The 20,119-nt window shown below is 58.5% G+C and carries 8 protein-coding genes; 3 read left to right on the forward strand and 5 right to left on the reverse strand.

The window, feature by feature from the left end:
- The first annotated feature begins 499 nt into the window (after positions 1–499).
- Positions 500–784, forward strand: coding sequence for a DUF3077 domain-containing protein (locus BK659_RS24515; protein ID WP_123427885.1), 285 nt, complete (start codon positions 500–502; stop codon positions 782–784).
- Positions 781–1,047: a short-chain dehydrogenase gene (locus tag BK659_RS24520; RefSeq protein ID WP_103316269.1), complete on the forward strand. Its 267-nt coding sequence runs from the start codon at positions 781–783 to the stop codon at positions 1,045–1,047. The genes BK659_RS24515 and BK659_RS24520 overlap by 4 nt, the downstream gene beginning before the upstream one ends.
- 272 nt (positions 1,048–1,319) lie before the next feature.
- On the opposite strand, the gene BK659_RS24525 is transcribed toward BK659_RS24520, so the two are convergent.
- A complete protein-coding gene (locus BK659_RS24525; RefSeq protein ID WP_123427887.1) occupies positions 1,320–1,901 on the reverse strand; it encodes a hypothetical protein in 582 nt (193 codons plus the stop codon).
- Between the two features lie 221 nt (positions 1,902–2,122).
- On the opposite strand from BK659_RS24525, the gene BK659_RS24530 reads away from it, so the two are divergent.
- A complete protein-coding gene (locus tag BK659_RS24530) occupies positions 2,123–3,562 on the forward strand; it encodes a HEAT repeat domain-containing protein (protein WP_123427889.1) in 1,440 nt (479 codons plus the stop codon).
- An 857-nt stretch (positions 3,563–4,419) separates the two neighbouring features.
- Here the strand turns inward: BK659_RS24530 and BK659_RS24535 are convergent.
- The 4 genes from BK659_RS24535 to BK659_RS24550 all read right to left on the reverse strand — a co-directional run bounded on the left by BK659_RS24535 (position 4,420) and on the right by BK659_RS24550 (position 20,097).
- On the reverse strand, positions 4,420–4,851 hold the full coding sequence (locus BK659_RS24535) for a hypothetical protein (protein WP_123427891.1): 432 nt from the start codon (positions 4,849–4,851) through the stop codon (positions 4,420–4,422).
- A gap of 226 nt (positions 4,852–5,077) precedes the next feature.
- Positions 5,078–5,785, reverse strand: coding sequence for a transposase (locus tag BK659_RS24540; RefSeq protein ID WP_123427893.1), 708 nt, complete (start codon positions 5,783–5,785; stop codon positions 5,078–5,080).
- A gap of 238 nt (positions 5,786–6,023) precedes the next feature.
- Positions 6,024–6,272, reverse strand: coding sequence for a CPCC family cysteine-rich protein (locus BK659_RS24545; RefSeq protein ID WP_123427895.1), 249 nt, complete (start codon positions 6,270–6,272; stop codon positions 6,024–6,026).
- A 10-nt stretch (positions 6,273–6,282) separates the two neighbouring features.
- The gene (locus BK659_RS24550; protein WP_123427897.1) at positions 6,283–20,097 is read right to left on the reverse strand and encodes a two-partner secretion domain-containing protein; all 13,815 of its coding nucleotides are present in this window, start codon (positions 20,095–20,097) and stop codon (positions 6,283–6,285) included.
- Positions 20,098–20,119: the final 22 nt, after the last annotated feature.

A 20,119-nucleotide genomic window follows, 5' to 3' on the forward strand; every position in this document is an offset into this window, starting at 1 on the left:
TTTTCTAGGAAGCCCGGCGTGGACTCAAATGCTTAAGTGAACAGCATTACGGACAGTGTTCGGGCTTTTTGGTGAGTGTCTAGTCCTGAAACAGGTGTAAACCTTATTCATGACGGGACAGGAAAATAAATCTATTCCCTGTTCCGCATCGGTATCTGCGCGCACGGCAACTGTCAGTTCCGGAACAAACCTACAAACAAACCGCCTGTTTCAGGCCTTTAGTCGATTGACTGACCCCGCCTCACTCCCTATCCTCGCGCCTGTCACGACTCATTCGTGATCGGGTTTGACGGCCCGTATTTTCTTACGACGTGCATCGCCTCTCTCTGCTCGAGCACTTTTGTGCCCGCTGCATTGCATATGGCGACTGTGCGCGGGGCACCTTCGGGTGCGCCGGTGTTCGTGAGAGCCGGTCCGTCAACCCACGCACAGTTGCCACCCAATATCGTTTGACGGCGTTTTTTGTGGCAGCTCTTTTGAATCTCACGGAGCTACACCCATGACGGATCCAACCACAAAATCCACCCCCTTCGCCCGCTGCGACCATGTTGACCATTACCTGTTCGCCGTGCAGCCCGACATCCCGTTACTCGACGCACTCGAACACGCCTCGGTCTACCTGAGCTGCGCCGAAGCCCTCGCCCATCAAGCCCCCACCGCCACCCGCCCGGAACACATCGTCTCGTTACGCTGGGCCAGCCAGCAGATGCTCGGCACCGCCCGATCACTGGTTCAGGCTTCGATCGACGGACTGCACGCCGCCCAACCGGGAGATGACGCATGAACCCGCACATGCCGATGACCAACAACGATTGCGATATCCCGGTGCTGCTGGTCGCCACCCAAGCGCCGCTGGATGTGCTGCACAGCAACGCCGCTGCGCGGTTTCTGGCGGTCACGCAAATGATGGAAAGCCTGGCCAGCCTCGACATTGCCCATGCCAAAGGCGCAGACGTGCAGCAAATCGCCCACGCAGCGGCGATGTTGCTGCGTGATGGCTGCGATGTGATGGATGTGTTGGGGCGCCAGATTCGGGCGCAGCACTGAAGTAACGTATAGGCTGTTCCCGCACTTTGCGGGGAAGGATGAACTGAGCCTCAGGCCGTGTGTGCAGAATCTTGCAAAACGATGGTGCTCAACGGCGTACCCCGCGATAACTATGTACCTCATCGCGGGGTACGATTTATTTGAGAGTAAGGCTCGTTTTCAGAGTGGGGCCGATGGTGGAGCCTTTCAAGCCGCAATTAATCTGCACGAAAAGGGGACACCCATTAGCCTTGACTCGATACCGGCTAATGGGTGTCCCCTTTTCGCAGCAACTAGCGTGAAGGAATATTCCTGATGTCGGACACGATAAATGTCGGCAAGGTACGGATATAGAAAGGCTCCACGTCAGAATTATCTTTGTGAGTCAGCGCCGCCACCATCGTCTTCATATTGCGAAGCTGACCAAATGCACCGGCAGGCTGCAGCCCCTCACGCTCGTTGGAAAAATGCAGAACTTCGGCACCGGCCTTTTTGACCTTGACCTGATAACTGAAATCAACACTGGCAAGGATCGTATTGTCGTCGACAATGACCGACACCAATCCACCATTGGAGTTGCCGATCCGACGCTTGTAGACGGTGTTCACATCCAGCAGGTAATCGGCACTTTCCTTGCTCGTCGCATAGCGATTAGCGCTCGACAATTGATTGATCAGCTCAACACTGAGCTGCTCGCGCAACGCGTCTTGCGGCATAAACCGCTCATTCTTGCCGACCAGTTCAACGTCGAAGTTATCGATCCAATAGGTGGCGGTCGCCGGGATCTGAACCGGTGTGGGGGAGACGTAGTAATCCGGCTTCGAGGCGCAGCCCGATAAAAATGAGATTGCCAGGAGTAGAGCCAACACACGCATGTGAGTTCGTCCTTGAGGAGGGTTACGTTAAATTAAGAGCGGTATTTTACAAACACAGAAGTGACTGATTTGTTTACGGCGACAAACGCCTTGATCGGTCTTTGCGCGATCAAACCGATAATACCAGATAGCCATCATCGACTCGTAACGATATCCTTGCCCCTCCCAATACATACAAGCTGCGAGTTCTGTCCGACAGCCTCCGGCCACAAGGACAAACCATGAACGCCTTCCAGGGATGGCTCAAACGCATTTTTAATCGCACCGCTCATACTTCTCTCACCATTGCGCTACGCGACGAGACTCCCCTCCCAAGAGACGTGCGCAACGAGGACCTGCGCACTGACGAAGAGATTCGCCGCGACCAAGCGATGGCCGTGCTCAGTACGGCTCAGAGCACCGGCGATTGGTGCGCTCTGAGTCGTCATCGTAATGGATTCGTCCGCGAGGCGGCCGTACGTCGGCTCATGCAGATTGAGGGCCGCGATGCACTGGCAGCGTTGATCGATAACTTGAACGACTACGTGCCGCAGATTCGCACACTGGCCAGCGATCATGTGCAGCGCTTTCTCGATCCACGACATGCAGTATTGCTGATTCAGGTACTGGACCCATTCATCTCCCTGGTCCAGAAAAACCGTATCAATCACCAATCAACGCTGACAAACGTCATTCGTATTCTGGCGGCGCCTTCGGTGCGAGATACCACCCTTGAAGCGTTTAAGGCAACGCATGGAAAACCAGCACGCCTGCTGCTGGGGATATTAGAAAAGGCGTTTGCGCATGATCTCGCCCACGTGCTGGAAATAGCCCTGAACCATCAGGACCCATCGGTCCAACGCATGGCATTACAGGCAAGCCTGCAGTTGCCCGACGCACAGGTACAGGCTCTATTGCTCGGTGCATTAACCAGTCACGCCGCTAATCTTCGAGTGAATGCTCTGCGCGCTTGGTTGAATCTGGCAAACACCTCAGATCAGACTCACTGCGTTTTGAAAAGAGCGTTGTTCGACGCTTCGACCTCGGTGCGTTTCCTTGCATGTTGGGCGTCGTCGAAGTGGCAACTAGACAGTCGAGAGGTGTTGCAACAACGCCTGCAAGCGCCATTACCGACTACCCAACGCGAATGGATTGGCTTGATCGGGTTGGCTCGAGAGCTGAACGAACCGCAGGCCAGAGAGATGCTCGAGTCAGCTGTCGAGTATTCCGCCCCGAGAGTTCGTGCGCAGGCTTTAGAGACATTAGAACAAGTGTGTGGCGAAGCTTCGTTGCCTGCACTGATACGCGCACTGGGCGACCCCTCGCCTCGTGTGTTCCGTGTTGCAGTTGAAGTATTGAGCAAACAATCCAGTCCGGCGGTCGATGGTCCGGTCTCGGATCTGCTCGAGTCCAGCTCACGAACGCTCAGTCTTGAGCATCGCCGGGCGCTGGTCGGCATCAAGGCAAGCTGGGAACAACTCAATTACTGGATGCGCGGTTTGAGTCAGGCCGACACCGATTACGTCGACTGGTTGGCTGAAATCAATAGATGGTGTGAGACGCGCCACAAGACGTCGGACTACACGACACCCAAAGCCCTGCGCCTGCAATTGTTGCACGCACTTGGTGAACTCGAGAGTCAGGGCAAAGTAGCAGGTGGAACCGTCGCCAGTTTGCGCTGACGTCAAACTCAATGACATAAACCGGACACTGTCCGGTTTTTTATTGCCTCGACTTTTGCATCGATGGAACAAAAAAATGGGACACCCATTAGCCTTGACTCGAGACCGGCTAATGGGTGTCCCCTTTTCGTTGTGCTTGAGGTTGTGGCATCGACCGCGCTGGCGTCAACGCCGATGCTCACGATCAAACAGGACGAATTTATCATCGACAACCTTGCTCGGGCGCCGGTAAATAAATCAGCCCTCTTTTCCTCAGACCGTTAATCCTGCCCCAGTTGCGTTCATCGCAACCGGCGATCGGTATCTGCGCACACGGCAACTGTCAGTTCCGGAACAAACCTACAAACAAACCACCTGCGTCAGACCTTTGGCCGATTGACTGCCACAGCCTCACTCCCTATCCTCGCGCCTGTCACGACTCATTCGTGATCGGGTTTGACGGCTCGGTGGTTTTAAGGCGCGCACTGTCCTTCAACTTTGCTCGTGCACTTCCGTGCTCGACGCAAAACTTAATGGTGACTGTGCGCGGGGCACTTTCGAGTGCGCCGGGTGCCTTAGACCGGTCCGTCAACCTGGAAAAAAGGGGACAGATTTATTTTCCCACTCCAGGCTTTTCCCTTGGCCGGCCTTGACCTCGACGCTCTATTCGAATCCCCGCAATCTGTTCTACTTCATGAATCAAAAAGGGGACGGATTTATTTTCGACAGCCAAAATCGGTCATCAATAAATAAATCCGTCCCCTTTTCCAGCTTTAAATTAAGAGCGGTACTTTACAAACACAGAAGGGGCGCCCATTAGCCTTAACTTGAGGCCGGCTAATGGGTGTCCCTTTTCGGCCCTGTTATCAACCTTCATTTCATACAACCACAACACCCATATCTCCCCCCACTGTAAAACATATAAGCCACGAACAGTCCACTGACAAAAAATAGTGATGCTGAGGAATAGATACCAAACACTCAAGCACATCAACAAACGCTTCTACATCTCCAAGTACCGCAATATCCGTCGCACCATCACCGACATACACCACTTCACCCACCAACCCAAACTCAAGCATTACATCTTTAAAAAAAGATGCAAAAGCATCGGACTTTTTTTTACTATCAAGTTCAAGCCCCACCCATGAGAACGGCATCGCCGCCCAGTCAAGCCTGCGACTCTTAATCGGAAACCTTGAATTTAACGCCTCAAAATAAATATCTATCTCTCGAGCAATACGTAACTCACCGGATGAAACCTTCTCATGCAAATCACTAATCAACTCATCATCAAAATACTTACTCATCACATCACTACCTTTTGAACTGATCGGTTAACTTATTCACCATTTCCGCACTACCATCGAATGTAAAGTGCGGAGCCTCTTCCTTGCGATTGAACACATTAATATGAGCCCCATTTCGCTCATCATATTCAATACGATACCCAGTTTTTCCATCCGCCGTACTCATACCTATCGGGCTTCCCTTCTCTCCAAACTTAGCTCGGAAAAAGGAAAAAAGGGGACAGATTTATTTTCCCACTCCAGGCTTTTCCCTTGGCCGGCCTTGACCTCGACGCTCTATTCGAATCCCCGCAATCTGTTCTACTTCATCGATAAAACGTCCCGTCCCGGTTAGCTGTCCACGCTGTAGAGCTTCACGAATAAGCCTTACTTCTTCGCTGGAAACAGCTTGTCGTACAAAACCCTCATAATTTTTGTACCGTTCCAGGCTGGTATCACCCAACACATCAAAACAGGCGTCAGTATCTAGCCAATCGCTATCAGGCAGATGGCCCACACGCGCCCGGTAACTCGACCAAGGGTAGTCCGCCGCATCAGCTACCATGCATGCGCGTACCGGATTCAATTCAATATAGCGACAGCATGCCAACAGATAAGTATCGGATTGCACCACACTGGACTTGTACCGACTCTCCCACAGCGTACCGGTACGACCCTCCAACCGATTGCGGTAGCGAGTGGCACGCGCCGCCAGCGCCTTCATTAGCTGCCCCAGTCCTGCCACCGATTCGCTTGGCGCCAACAACAAATGGACATGATTGGTCATCAGGCAGTAGGCATACACCCTTACCCCAAACACCTCCTTAAGCTCTCGAAGGTCGGCAAGATAACGCTGATGGTCCTCAGCAGCAGCAAACACCACCTGACGATTATGACCACGCTGTACAACGTGATGCAGGTAGTTCGGCAAAACAATGCGTCCCATCCTGGGCATGAGCAACCTCCTTCCATGGAGCTTTCAGCCTAGCAAATCAGCGGAAAATAAATCTGTCCCCTTTTCCGTGTATTTAAAATCCAGTCAGCAGCTTGCTCCGATTCCATTTTAACAAGCTCTGCACATGACAACCTCAATCGCTCATCCATATTTTAAACCACCTCCAAAAAAGGGGACGCCCATTAGCCGGCCCAGCAATAGACCCGCTAATGGGTGCTCCCCTATTGGGTGCCCTTTATTACACGCTTGGAATTTCCTCTGGCAGAGCTTCACGAACTATAGAAAGACATCCTTCATTTATCGCACCAATAAGCAAAAAATTTTTTCTAGCTTGATCAAGACAAACAGGATTAGCACCGCCATCGTAGGTTGGATCTCTAAACTGAGCTTCATCATCCTCCCACCCGCAAACAGGACATATTTCGAAAGTTCCGGGAGGTGATTCATCAAGTGTCAAGAAACCACAGCAAGGACAAGCATTATTCATTTCCAACCTCCTACTGCCGATTCCAATAATTTATTCCATCTTTAGGTCGAAACATAGTTCTTGGCGCACCATCCTGCCCAAGCACACCAAAGGTATTTGTATTTGGATCATATTTAAGAGTATCTCCCCGACTGTTTGTCTTTGTTAAAGTCCCGCCAGGTGAGTTTATTAAAAAGTCCTTTGCCTGCTCCACATACTGCTTGGAGTTCTGGAGCTCGGGAAACTCTCCCTTGTGCTTATCCCAGTGCCCGAAAGCGTTTTCAACGGCTGATTTATTTGACGTCGACGACCAAATCGGGTTACTCCCGACACTCCCACCATTTATGGCACTCGTACCACCAGTCCCTTTTAGACCTGATGATGCTTTACCTGCAATCAACGTAGCAAGTGCGGCGGCCGAGACCTTCACCCTCGGATCAGAAGGATCGAGCCCCAGCGCCTGAATGAAAGCTTCCGCCGAAGGCATTGCTATCGTCGCCGTGGGAGCCGCGCTCGCATCGATATTGATCTGATGGAACGAATCCACTACCCGCTTGAGGTCCGGCGGCAATTCAACGTCGTAATCCCCACGCTGAAACCCCAGCACAGCATTGTAGATATCGAGCACCGCCGTTTGGCAACCGCTCTTATCGACAGCACAAACTTCCTTGAGCACTTGCTCATTGGCCAGGTGCTTTTCAAAATACTTGCTGGCAACGCCATCACAGGTATTGGTTTGCTTGCAGGTCTTTAATTCCTCGGCAAGCTTTTGCATTTCCACATGGTTCAGGTAGTTGTACTGCGTTGCATTCAGCGTGACATTCGCTGCTATCGACGGATCCCCACCAGTGACCGCTGCCGTCAATACACCTACCAGTTGCGACGCCGCCAGCAGGTTACTGACCCCCTTCTGATAATCAAGACTTTGAGGGTCTACACCTTTTGGCAGCAGCTTGTCCGCTAGAAAATCCACTACTGCTTCATTAGCGCCAGCGGCCAGGGCCCCAGTACGGAAGTCCCCGCCCATCGCCTCAGCCATCAGACCGCCGAGCGCGGCGTGCATGGCCACCTTCGTCAACTTGCCGTTTTCGAAGAGCGTGACATCACCGATCTTGTTGGCCCCTATAGCCCCGGCGATGCTGATCCCCGTGCCAACCGCAGACTCGATCAGGTTGTCCTTCAAACTACCGCCCATGATCGCCGTCTTGGCCACCGAATCAGCGGCTATCTTGATAGCGATGTTCTGGTCAAATTTCAACTCGGTGGGATTAAAGCCAAACTGGGAGGCAATGCCTGCCGTTGCACCTGCTAACACATACCCTTTTAGGCTGTCCGACGAGGTCACGTCCTTGAAAGTGGCGCCCAGATTTCCTTTGTTGTTGATTGCGCTGACTGCCGCAGTGCTGGCCATCGAGGTCAACACACTCGCCGCGATCACGTTACCCAGTCCCGCAGCGGTGGCTGCTGTGGCAGCAGTAGTCGCCGTTGCTGCGGTGGCTACCGATGCCGCCGCCATGGTCCCACCGGCTGAGGCTCCCATTGCCGTACTGGCAGAAGCCACCGCGGTACTCGCCGCACCCGCCGTCAACACTGTGACGATAATAATGATCGCCAACATCGCCCCGGCGCCCAGCCCGGAATGGTCGTATTTGAAGGAGTCGTGTACCTCCTTAATCTGTCGCCAATCCACATCCCCACGCTTCTCGGCGTCCTTGAGCCAAGCCAGTTGTGGGTCGGCCTTCACCATCGCATCAATGGTCTGGCTGACGGTGTTCTGGTTGATTTGCTTGACGTCGATGTGCAGGCCGTCGACGGCTTTGATCACCAGATTGCCTTGGGCCACCAGTTTGCTCTGCCGCAGGGTCTCGTCGGTGTTGCCTTTGCCTTCGGCACTGTTCCAGGCGAGGTCACTATCGCTCTTCTCATGACTCTCCTGATGAAGATCCTTCACCCCTTCAAAGGTGATCGAACCGCCACTGTCCAGCGTGATGTCCTTACCACTTTCCAGCTTGGCCGCCTGATACTTCTGGTCCCCACCGCTCTTGAGCGTCAGATCCCCACCGGTCTTGATTTCACTGCCTACGTTCGTGACCTGGGTCACTTCATCACGCTGGGTTTTACTGCTGCCCCAACTGCCTTTTTTCTTCATGTCATACAGCGAGTAATCGCTGTCTTGCGCAGCCAGCAGTTGAAGGTTGTCGCCCGCCACCAGGTAAGCCTCATCGCCCGCGCTGACACGGCTGGAGATCAGCGTCAGGTCCTTACCCGCACTCAGCGCAACGCTGCCACCGGCAGTCACGGTGCTGGAGATCTGTTTGGCATGATCCTCTTGACGGGTCTCCTTCTTGTTCTTGAAGTAGGAGTGGCTCTCGTCCGCTGCCGAGGCCAGGGTCAGGTTTTCCGTCGCGGCCAGGGCGATGTCGCGCTTGGCTTCGATCTGGCTGGCGATGGCCGAGAGGTCGCGGCCGGCGTTCATCTGCAGGTCGCGGCCGGCGCTGACGGTGGCGCCATATTGGGTGACGGAACTACTGTTTCTATTCGAACCGTAGTCGTCCTTGTTACGGCTTTCAGTGGCCGCGATAGTGATATCCCGCCCGGCGCTGATCGCCGTATCGCCGCCACTTTGCAGCACGCTGCCGTTGTTGCTGACATCGCGCCCGGCCTGGAGGCTCAGGTTGTTGGCCGCTTCGATGCGGGCGGCGCTGTCGACGAAGGTCCGTTGCTGGCTGTAGCTGTCGTTGCTGCTGTTGTGGGTGGTCACGCTGCGTTCGTTGATCACGTCACCACGGAGCGCCGTCAGGCTCACATCACGCCCGGCAATGATGCCGCCGGCCTTGTTGACGATGTTGTTGCCCGCCAGCAGGTCCAGGCGGTTGCCCGCTTCGATCAAACCGCTGTTGACCAGGTTGTTGCCAGCGGCGGCCGACAGGTTGTTGGTCGCGCGCAGGGTGCCGACGTTGTTCAGGTCTGCGCCTGCGATCAGCGAGACGTCGTTGCCGGCGATCAAGGCGCCGTTGGGGGCCAGGCGGTTGTTGGCGTTGGCCAGGTAGAGCACCGGCACCAGTACGGTTTCGCCGTTGACCGTGGCGTTTTCCATCCAGACGATGTCGTGGGTCAGGGCCGCGACTTGCTGGGCGGTGAGGGTCACGCCCACCGCCAGGTTGAGCTGCTGTTTGCTGGCGATGGCGTTGTCCATCAGGTACTTGTAGAGCTTCTCGTCGCTGTTCTGGCCGTCGATGAAGCGCTGGCCGGTACGCGCGACCACCGCTTGCTGGAGCAACCGTTGTTCGTAGAAGCCGTCACCCAGACGCTTGGCACTTTTGTCCGGGTCGTAGCCGAGGTTCGCCAACAGGTAGTCCGAGCTCATGAATTGCTTGAGGTCGGTGAGCACCGGGTTGGTTTCGATCAGGTATTTCTGCGGGTTGGACTTGCCCGAGGTGTCGGGCAGGCCCTGGACCCGGGCCACGGTCTGGCTGGTGGCCGGGGTGCTGGTCACGGCTGCGATGGCTACCGGAATGGCAGCCACGGCGGTGCTGGCCGCGGGTGCTGTGGCAATCGGCGGTACTGCCGCGCCCGGTACGCTGATCCCGGTCAGTGGGTCACGCTGGGTGGCTGGCAGGGTCGGCAGACTCAGGTCGGGGTGGGTGGCGTCCACTGGCGGCTGGCTCGCAGCATCGACATGCACGACACCGGACTGGGTGATGGTGTCGGTGGCGCGGTCATGACCGGGCAACTGAACATTGCCGATGTTGCTGTCGCTTGGCGCGGTGACGTTGATTGCGCTGCCGCTGGCGCTGACGCCGGCACTCTGGCGGGCGGTCTGCACCAGTTGCCGGTCGCTGGCGGAAACCTGGGCAATGTCACCGATCTGGACGCTGCGAGCCTGAACGTTCGGCAGGTTTATTTCGCGCTGGGCGCTGCTGACGCTGGCGCCGCCCATAGTCCAGCTTTGGGGTGCGTTGTTGGCCTGGGTTGCCTGACGGACGGTACCGCCCTGGCCGCTCAGGCGGAACAGGCCGTTTTGCCCGGTGGGTAGGCTGAAGCCCGGCAGGCTCAGTGGGTTGACCTGCTGTTGGGCCAGGTTGGGGGGTAGTTGCGCGTTGACGTAGATCGGCGTGGAGTACGCCGGTCCCGCACCGGTGTCAGTCTTGGTACGACCCGCCGCAACATAGGCATAGTACGGGCGAACCACGCTGTTGTTGATGTTCTGAGCGGCATTGAGGGTGACATTTGCGCCAGCCTGGATAATGGCATCCAGAGACTCACCGTTGTTGACGCGGGTGCTGGCGGGCAGTGTTTCTCCCATCCAGGCCAGAAAGTTGCTCATGTCCGCTTCGACCGTGGCCGAAGGTGTCGGGTTGTTTCGTTGGGTGAAGATGCCAGCCAGTCTAATGGCCGTGGCGGTTTCGTTGACCCAGCTCACGTATCTTCGAGTGGATTCGATTTCCTGCTCTTGCACACCTTTGTTGTTGATCGTCGAAGCAGTGGCAGTTAAATCGCCAGCCGCTGTAAGACTGCTGCTGATGTTGTTCACTTCTCCTGCGTTAATCGTCAGGTTCGCGCCGCTGTTGATCGAGGCGGCTTCAGAATGAAGCGTTATCTTCAAACGATCGGTTTCTGCAATTTCCCAAAGGCCGTTTCTGCGGCCACCGCCACGGTAGTCACATGCAGGCCCCGCGATCAATGCGCACGGCAATTCAGTGATGGTCGCGACACTTTTCTCATGCTCGGTGTACTGCAACACATCCATGACGTTGTTTACCGTCGTGGCTGCGATAGTCAGATTGCCGACGCTCTCGATGCTCCCGGAACGGTTATTCAGCAGATCGGCCTTGTTCTGGCTCGAGTCTCTGGAGATCAGCATGTTGCCCAGGCTGTAGATCTGCGCATAGCTGTTGGTGACGCTGGACGCCAGCAGCTGCATGTCGCCGCCGCTGGAGATCAGGCTATTGTTATTGACCAACGCGCCGGTGCTGACGGTCAGGTTGTTGCCCGAGCCCAGAGTGCCGGTGTTGTACACCCCGCCCGCAGTCACGGTCAGGTTGTTGCTGGAGGTCAACCGTCCTGCGTTACCGAGCCAACCGCCGACATTGATCCAGGTATCGCCACCCCCGGCAATACTCGCCGCGCTGCTCAAGCTGAGTACCCCGGCGCTCAGGCCAAGGTTACCCAAACTGCTGACCCGGCCATTGCCGTTATAGGTGCCGCCGAGGCTCAGGTTCAAACTGCCGTCACTGGCAATCAGGCCATCGTTGTACCAATTGCCGCCGCTACCGACAAAGCTGTTGGAAGCCAACAACTGGCCGCCCGCGCTCTGGCTGAAATTGTTCACGTTAACCGTCAGACGCCCAGCCTGGATGACGCTGCTGTTGGTCCAGCTGTCGGCGTTGAGGGTCAGGCCGCCTCGGGTGACGAGGGTGCCACCGGCCCCCATGACGTTCGCGGTGGCGATGTCGAAGGTGCCGGTACCGACGTGCAGCAGTCTGCCGCCGACGTTCATGAAACCACCGGCGCCGAGGGTCAGGTCGCTGTTGGCGGTTTCGAGGGTGCCGTTGCGGTTGTCGAACAGGCCGCCGATCTGGAATTCGGTCTTGCCGCTGGTGCCCAGGGCGCGCAGTTGGCCGGTCTGGTTGTCGAGGCTGGCAGCGCGCACGCTCAGGGTGCTGTCGCTTTCGATGATGCCCAGGCGGTTGTTCAGGGCGCCGTTGAGGCTGAGGTCGATCCGGTTGCCGGCGATCTGGCCGTCGTTGTCGCCGCTGTTGTCGAAGTTGTTGCCGCTGACCTTGACCAGTCCCTTGGCGTAGAGCCCGCCATTGCGGTTGTCGAAATTGCCGGCGCTGCCGGTATTGACGATGGCGTCGCCGCTTTGCGCAGAGATGCGTCCGCCATAGTTGTCGATGCCGCCCAGGGCGCTGAGGGTCAGACGCTGGGCCTGGGTGATGCCGCCCTGGCGGTTGTTGTTCAGGTCGTAGCCGTTTTTCAATACGCCGACCACGCGGGCTTCGAGGGCGCCCTTGAGGCTGGCGAGGATGCCGCCGCGGTTGTCGAGGTTGGCGGCGGTCACGAGCAGGTCGCCGTTCTGGGCGAGGAGCCGGCCGCTCTGGTTGTCGATATCGCCACCGACAGTCACGGTGGTGGCGCCCAGGCTTTGCAGGGTGCCTTTGCCGTTGGCCAAGCTCGCGGCTTGCAGTTGCAGATCGCCGTTCTGGCTGTAGATCAAGCCGTCGCTGCTGTTTTGCACGGCGCCGCTGGCATTGATGATGAGGCTGTCGCTGGCGGCGACGGTGCCGTGATTGCGGTTGTCGAGGCCGCCGGTGAGCAGGTTCAACAAGCCTTGGCTCACCAGTTGACCACCCTGGTTGTTGATTTGCGTGCTGCGGCTAATCACCAGCGGCCCGCCGCTGGCGAGTTTGCCGTTGCTGTTGCTCAGGGCACCGAGCAGGTCGAGGGTCACCGCGCCGTTGCCAAACAGGCGGCCGTTGCTGTTGTCCAGGCTGGTGCCGCTAACGTTCAGGGCTTGTTGCGCGCTGACGCCGCCGCCGATGTTGCTCAGGGCCATGGCGTTCAGCGTCAGGGCCGCGCCGCTGTCGATCGAACCACCCTGGGCGTTGTTCAACAGGCCGCTGACGCTCAGGCGCTGGCCCGCGCCGCTGGAGATAATACCGGCGCTGTTGTCGAGGCTGGCCGCGTTGACGGTCAGGGCATTCTGGCTGACCAGTGCGCCGGCGCCGCTGTTGAGCAGCGCACCGCTGAGGGTCACGTCGAGGTTGCCACTACGACTGGACAGGGCACCGCCGCTGCGGTTGTCGAGACTGCTGCCATTGACGCTCAGGCCCTGCCAACCGGAGATCAGCCCGCCCTGATTGAGCAAGGTCTCGCCACTCAGGCCCAGTAGGTTGTTGCTGATGAGTTTGCCGCCAGTGTTGTCCAGGGTGCGCCCGGTCAGGTTGAAGCTCTGGATGCTGGAGAGTTCGCCGCTCTGGTTGTTCAGGTCGCGCAGGCGGCTGATGCTCAGCGGGCCTTGGGCGGTGAGCAAACCGTTGCTGTTATCGAGGTCGCCTCCGGCCAGGTCAAGACGGATGCCGTTGTCGCCCAGCAGACGCCCGCCGCGCTGGGTCAGCGCGCCGAGGGCCAGGTCTATATCGCCCTTGGCCGAAAGTTCCCCGCCGTTGCTGGAGTTCAGGCTGGTGGCCTTGAGGATCAGGCCGCCCTTGCTGTTGATCAGGCCGTTAGCGCTGTTGTCCAGAGCCATGGCGTTGAGGTTGACGGCGCTCACGCCGAGCAGCTGGCCGCCCTGGTTGTTGATGTCGGCGCTGTTGATCGTGAGGGCCTGTGCGGCGTTGATCAGACCCTGGTTCTGGTTGCTCAGCAGGCCGTTGACCGTCAGGCCGAAGTCGCTGCGGCTGGTGACGATGCCGCCGCTGTTGTCCAGGCTACCGGCCTGGACGTCGAGGGCTGCGGCGGCAATCTGGCCTTTGAGGTTGGTCAGCGCCTGATTGACGCGCAAGGTCAGGGCCTGGTTGCCGAGCACCTTGCCGTTGCTGTTGTCCAGGTTCGCGGCCGCCAGTGTGTAGGCCTGGGGGCTGGAGATTTCACCACCCTGGTTGTTGACGCCGTTGAGGTTGCTGAGCAGCAACAGAGGCGCGTTGATAAAGCCGCCCTGATTGTTCAGCTGGCCGTGGTTCAGATTCAGGGCCAGACTCGTGTTGCTGAAGAGTTTACTGTTCTGTTGATCGAGACCACGGACATTGGCGGTCAGTGTATTGATGCTGCCAATGCTGCCACCGGCCTGGTTGGTGACCTGGCCTGCGGTCAGGTCCAGCGTGTCATCACTGTCCAGGCGCCCGGCTTGGCTATTGTCCAGCGCGCCGGTATTGATCACCATCGCGGCTTTGCTTTTAAGGCTGCCGTTCTGGCGGTTGTCGAGGCTGGCGCTGTTCAGAGTCAGGCTGCTGTCGGTGACCAGCTTGCCACCCTGGTTGTGCACATCACCACGGGCCACAAGGTTGAGGGCGCCGGCACTGGAGAGCTTGCCGGCGTTGTTGCTCAGGTTGTTCGCCGTGACGTCGAGGGCACCTTCGCTGCTGATCAGGCCCTGGCTGTTATCCAGGTCGCCGCTCAGAGTCAGGCGCATCTTTTGCAGGCCAAACAGGCTGCCGCCCAGGTTGTTCAGAACGTCGCCGTCCAGGCTCAGGCTGACCTTGCCGTTGAGCAGGCCATTGACGTTTTTCACCTGACCCAGGCCCAGATTCAGGTCTTGCTCGGCAATCACCTTGCCGCTGTCGCTGTTATCGAGTTTTTGCCCGAGCAGGGTCATCGTGCCGCTGCTGGTGGACAGCTCGCCGCCTCGGTTGTCGATGCTGCCGACGTTGAGTTTCAGCGCTTTTGTTGCGGCCAGCAGACCGCTCTTGCGGTTGTCGAGGGTGCTGCCGGTCAGGTCCAGAGAGGTGCTGGCAATCAACAGGCCATTCTGATTGTTCAGGCTGGTAACGTTGGCCACGATGTCGCGCTTGCCAGAGATCGAACCGTTGCTGTTATCCAGGCTGGCGCCACTGAGCAGCAATGAACCCTCGGCAGTCATCACCCCGCTCTGGTTGTTCAACGCTTGACTGACGCCCAGATCGAGCAGGCCATGGCTGTTCAGCAGGCCGTTGCTGTTGTCCAGGCTGTCACTGCGACTGTCGATGGCAGCGGCCGAAATCACCCCCCAGGTGTTGTTCAACGCCTGGGCGATGCGCAGGGTCAACGGACCCTGGTTACTCACCAGTTTGCCGTGGCTGTTGTCGAGGTTTTGCGCGGCCAGGATGAAGGCTTCGGTGCTGGAGATCTCACCATTCTGGTTGGCGACGCCGTTGAGGTTCTTGAGCAGCAGATTACCTGGAGCGTTGATGTAACCGCCCTGGTTGTTCAACTGGCCGTGGTTCAGATCCAGGCTCAGCGCTGTTTTACTAAAAAGCCCGCCGCCCTGCTGGTCGAGGCCAGTGACGTTCGCCGTCAGGGCTTTTTCGCTGGAGATGGTGCCGCCCGCGCCGTTGCTGACTCCGGTGGCAGTCAGGTCCAGGGTATCGCTGCTGGTCAGGCTGCCGTCCTGGCTATTGTCGAGCGCGCCCGTGGTAATGCGCACCGGGCCGATACCCGCCAGTTGGCCGCTGCGGCTGTTATCCAGGCTAGCACTTTGCAGCGTCATGCCGGTGCCGGAAAACAGCGTTGCGCCCTGGTTAATCAGCGCGCCGCTGCTGGTGATCGCCAGAGCCCCGGCGCTGGTCAGCTTGCCGCTGCTGTTATCGACACTGGCGGCATGCACGCTCAGCCCGGCCTGACCGCTGATCACGCCGCTGTTAAGCAGCGCATCATCGAGGGTGATGTCCAGCGCGTTGCTGCTGTCGAGGGTGCCACCAGAGTTATCCAGGCGCGAACCGCTCAGGCGGATGCTGTCTTGGGCATGGATCAGGCCCTTGGTCTGGTTGATCAATTGCGCCACGTTCAGCTCAAGGCCTGTGCCCGAGAGGACTTTGCCACCCGCACTGTTATCCAGACGTTGACTGGTCAGTTTGACTCCGCTGGCGTTGACACTGGTGTCGGTACTGGACAGCTCGCCGGCGCGGTTGTCGATTCGGTCAACGTTGATGTTCAGCGCTTTTTTGGTGCCGACCAAACCGCCGTTGCGGTTATCGAGGCTGCTACCGGTGAGGGTCAGATTGCCTTGGGCAACCAATACGCCGCCTTGTTGGTTCAGGGCGCCAATGGTGGCGCTCAGGTCGGTCTGGCTGGCAATGCGGCCGCCGGCGTTGGCAACTTCGTCGGCCTTGAGGCTGACCGGGCCAACGGCGCTGAGCAGGCCGCCCTGGTTGTCCAGACGGGTGCCGCTAAAGCCGATGGCGGCGTTGCCGGTGAGCAGGCCTTTGTCGCGGTTGTCCAGTTGCCCAACGAACAGTTGCAGGGCCTTGTCGGCATGAATCAGCGAACCACGGTTATCCGCCGAGTCGCCGCGCAAGGTCAGCAGGCCACTGCCCTTGAGGCTGCCGCCGCGGTTGTCGAGACTGCCGGTGGTGATGTCGACGTCGCCCTTGGCCAACAGAGCGCCCTGGCTCTGGTTGTCGAACTTGCCGGTGATGCGTGCGCTCAGGTTGCCGTCGCTGATCAGGCGGCCCTGATTGCGGTTATCCAGGCTGGCAGCGCTGACGCTCAAGCCTTTTTTCGAGCCCAAGGTGCCGTTGCGGTTATCCAGCGCGGCGCCAAGGTCGATGCTCAGGCCCAGGTCGCTCACTACGCCGCCATCGCGGTTGTCGAGGCTGGCGGCACTGATGGTCGAGGTGCCGGCGCTCGACAGCTCGCCACTCAGGTTGGTCAAGGCGCCGCTGGTATCAAGCAGCAACGCAGCGGCGCTGCTGAAGGTTCCGTCGGTGTTGTCAAGGCTGCCGGTGCGGGCGTCGATACCCTTGGCCGAAATCACCCCAAGCGTGTTGTTCAAAGCCTGGCTGATGCGTAGGGTCAGGCCTTGCTGGCTGCTGATGACCTTGCCACGGGTGTTGTCCAGGCTCGTCGCCGTCAGACTGAAGGCGTTGTTGCTAGAGATTTCGCCATCCTGGTTGGCCACACCGTTAAGGTTTTTCAGCAGCAACTGCTCGGGGCCGCTGATCAAGCCATGCTGGTTATTCAACTGGCCGTTGTTCAGGTCCAGGCTCACCGAGCTGTTGCTGAACAGTTTGCCGTTTTGCTGATCCAGACCACTGACACTGGCGGTCAGGGCCTTGGCACTGGAGATCTGGCCGAGAGCACCGTTGTTGAGCTGGCCACTGATCAGATCGAGGGTGTCGCCGCTGGTCAGTTGGCCGTTGAGGTTACTCAGCAGGCCCTGGCTGTTGAGGTTCAGCGCATTAACGCTGGTCAGGGTGCCGCCATCGTTGTTCAGACTGCCGGCGCTGAGGAGAATCGCACCGTCGCCCTTGAGCGCGCCCTGATTGTTGAGCAATTGCGCGCTCAGGGTCAGGCCCATATTGCGTTTGGCGTAGAGGTTGCCGCCCTGGCTGTTGTCGAGTTGTGCAGCACGTAGTTGTACTGCGCCCTGGCCGGAAATCTGGCCTTTGAGCGAGTTATTTACCTGCGTGGCGGTCAGGTTCAAGTCGCCGCCGGCAAGCAGGCGGCCATTGTTGCTGTTGTCCAGGGTGCTACCAGTCAGGGTCAGATAGCTCTGGCTGGAGACCTGGCCGCCACGGTTGTCGAGGCTGGTGGCCGCCAGGGTGAAGCCCTGATTGCTGGATATTTCGCCGCTCTGGTTGGCGACGGCGTTGAGGTTTTTCAGCAGCAGCGCGCCTGGCGTAGTGATCAAGGCGCTCTGGTTATTGAGCAGACCGTGGTTCAGGTCAAGGGAGAGGCTGGTATTGCTGCTGAGTTGGCCCCGGTCATGTTGATCGAGCCCACTGACGCTGGCGGTCAGGGCCATGGCGCTGGCGATGCGACCACCCAGACTGTTGTCCACTTGGGAGGCAGTCAGGTTGAGGGTGTTGTCGCTGGAAATCTGGCCGCTCTGGTTCTGCAGGGCGCCAGTACTGATCGACAGCGGACCTTTGCCATAGAGATTGCCTTGCTGGCTATTGTCGAGGCTGGCGCTGGTGAGGTTCATCCCGGCCTGGCTGGACAGCACGCCCGTTGTGTTGAGCAGGCTATTGGCGTTGATCTCCAGTCCATTGCTGGCAATCTGGCCTTTGAAATTGTTCAACGTCTGGTTGATCAGCAGCGTGAGGTTTTGCTCGCTGAGGACCTTGCCACCGGCGGAGTTATCCAGACTGGTGGCGGCCAACGTGAAGCCTTGTTGGCTGGAGATTTCACCGCTCTGGTTAACCACCGTGTTCAGGTTCTTCAGCAGCAGCGCGCCGGGTGTGGTGATCAGGGCATTCTGGTTATTGAGCACGCCGTTGTTCAGGTCCAGGGTCAGGCCTGTGGCGCCGCTCAATTGGCCCAGATTGTGTTGGTCCAGACCGCTGACACTGGCGGTCAGGGCCATGGCGCTGGCGATGCGTCCGCCTTCGCTGTTGTCCACCTGGCCAGTGCTCAGGTTCAAAGCGTTGCTGCTGGTCAGCACGCCTGCTTGATGGTTATCCAGGCTGCCGCTGTTGATCACTGCACTGCCGGTGCTCTGGATCGTGCCTGCTTGATGGTTGTCGAGCGCGCCAAGAGTCGTCACGCCCAACGTGCCTTGGCTGATGATCGAGCCTTGCTGGCTGTTATCCAGGGATGCCGCCGTAACTTGCAGGCTTTGCTGGGCGGCCAGGCGACCGCGCTGATTGTTGAAGGCACCGCTGGCGTTGATATTCAGGGAACTGCCGGCCGACACCAGTCCGGCGACGTTATCCAGAGACCCAATATTCAAGGTAACCCCGGCAAGGCTGGAGATTTCAGCCGCGCCGTTACTCAGCGCTCCCACGTTGGCGAGCAGTGCACCGTTGCTGGTCACCAGTCCGCCCTGGGCATTGAGCAATTGATTGGCGTTGAGGTTCAGGCTACCGCTGCTCAACACCCGGCCGTGGTTCTGGTTATCCAGCGTCCCGGCCGTGATGTTCGCGCTGCTCTGCGCACTCAACGTACCGCCCTGGTTGCTCAGGGTTTGCGCGGTGTTGACCGTCAGGTTTCGGCTCGCGACGACACTTTTTCCGCTGTTGTTGAGGTTCTGTGCGCTGAGGTTCACGTCGCCGCTGGCGTTGCGGCTGGTGTCGGCGTTGACCCCGGCCTCGATAACTCCGCTGTTGGTCAACTGGCCGCCGGCGCTCAGGTTGATGCTGTCGCGAGCGGCGAGGGATTGCTGGTTGCTCAGGTCGCCTTGGGTTTGCACGTTGAGGGCGCTGCCGGCGTAAACCGGTCCCTGGGCATTGAGGCTGGCGGCTTTGATAGTCACCGCGCCATTGGCCGCCGAGGTGTCGACCAGGCTCAGGCTGCCGTTGGCATCGAGCTGGATATCGCCACCGCTGGCGATCAGTTTGCCGTCGAGTTTCACCCCCACGCCGGCTTCGGTGCCGACCAGTTTGATCGCGCCGGCGTACATGCCGCCGAGGGCCGAGGAGTCGATCGCCAGTTCCGGTTTCGCGCTGCCGTCGTCGGCGCGCGCCGTGGCGTTGAGACTCTCGGCGTTGACGTCGTTGCGACCGGCAACGATGGTCAGGTTGTTGGCCTGGATCTGGGCGTTGATCTTGGCGCTGCGGGTGATGATTTCGAAACGGTCGACGTTGGTTGCATTGAGTCCGGCGCCGTCGATGGAGACGCTGCCCTGATCGACCTGAAAGCGGTCCAGTCGACCGTTGTCCAACACTGGTTTGCCGGTGGTCAAGGTCACCCGTGGGGTATTGATGAAGCCGCAGCCGTTGCAGCTGATGCCATACGGGTTGGCGACGATCACCCGCGCCGACTGCCCCGCCACTTCGGTGTAACCGTTCAACTGGCTCGGGCTGCCGCCGTTGACTTCGTTGAGGATGGTTTGCGCCGAACCGCTGTTCTTCAGGTTCGGGTTGCCGACGATGTACCCGCCCAGCTGGGTGGCCGAGGTCTGGGTTGACCCGTTGTTGAGGATCAAGCCCTGCAGGGTGACGTTGTAGTCGTGGAACTGGTTGTGCGAGAGACCCGTCGCATTGGGCGTGGCGATGTTGACGATCGGCACGCCATTGCCGGCGCGATCCAGGCTGGTGCCCGGCGCGCTGACCACGATGCCGTCCGCCTGCGCCCACATCGGCTGCCAGAACATGACGTTGGCGAGGAGGAACGCCAGGCCGCGTTTCGGCATGCCCATGAAACGTTCGCGTGGAATTACGGCAGCAGAGGGCTGGCCGGCCAGAAAAGCCAGTTGGCGAACGTCCATATTCAGGTCTCGATAGAGCGAT

The organism is Pseudomonas brassicacearum, from assembly GCF_003732225.1.
Classification (GTDB): Bacteria; Pseudomonadota; Gammaproteobacteria; order Pseudomonadales; family Pseudomonadaceae; genus Aquipseudomonas; species Aquipseudomonas brassicacearum_E.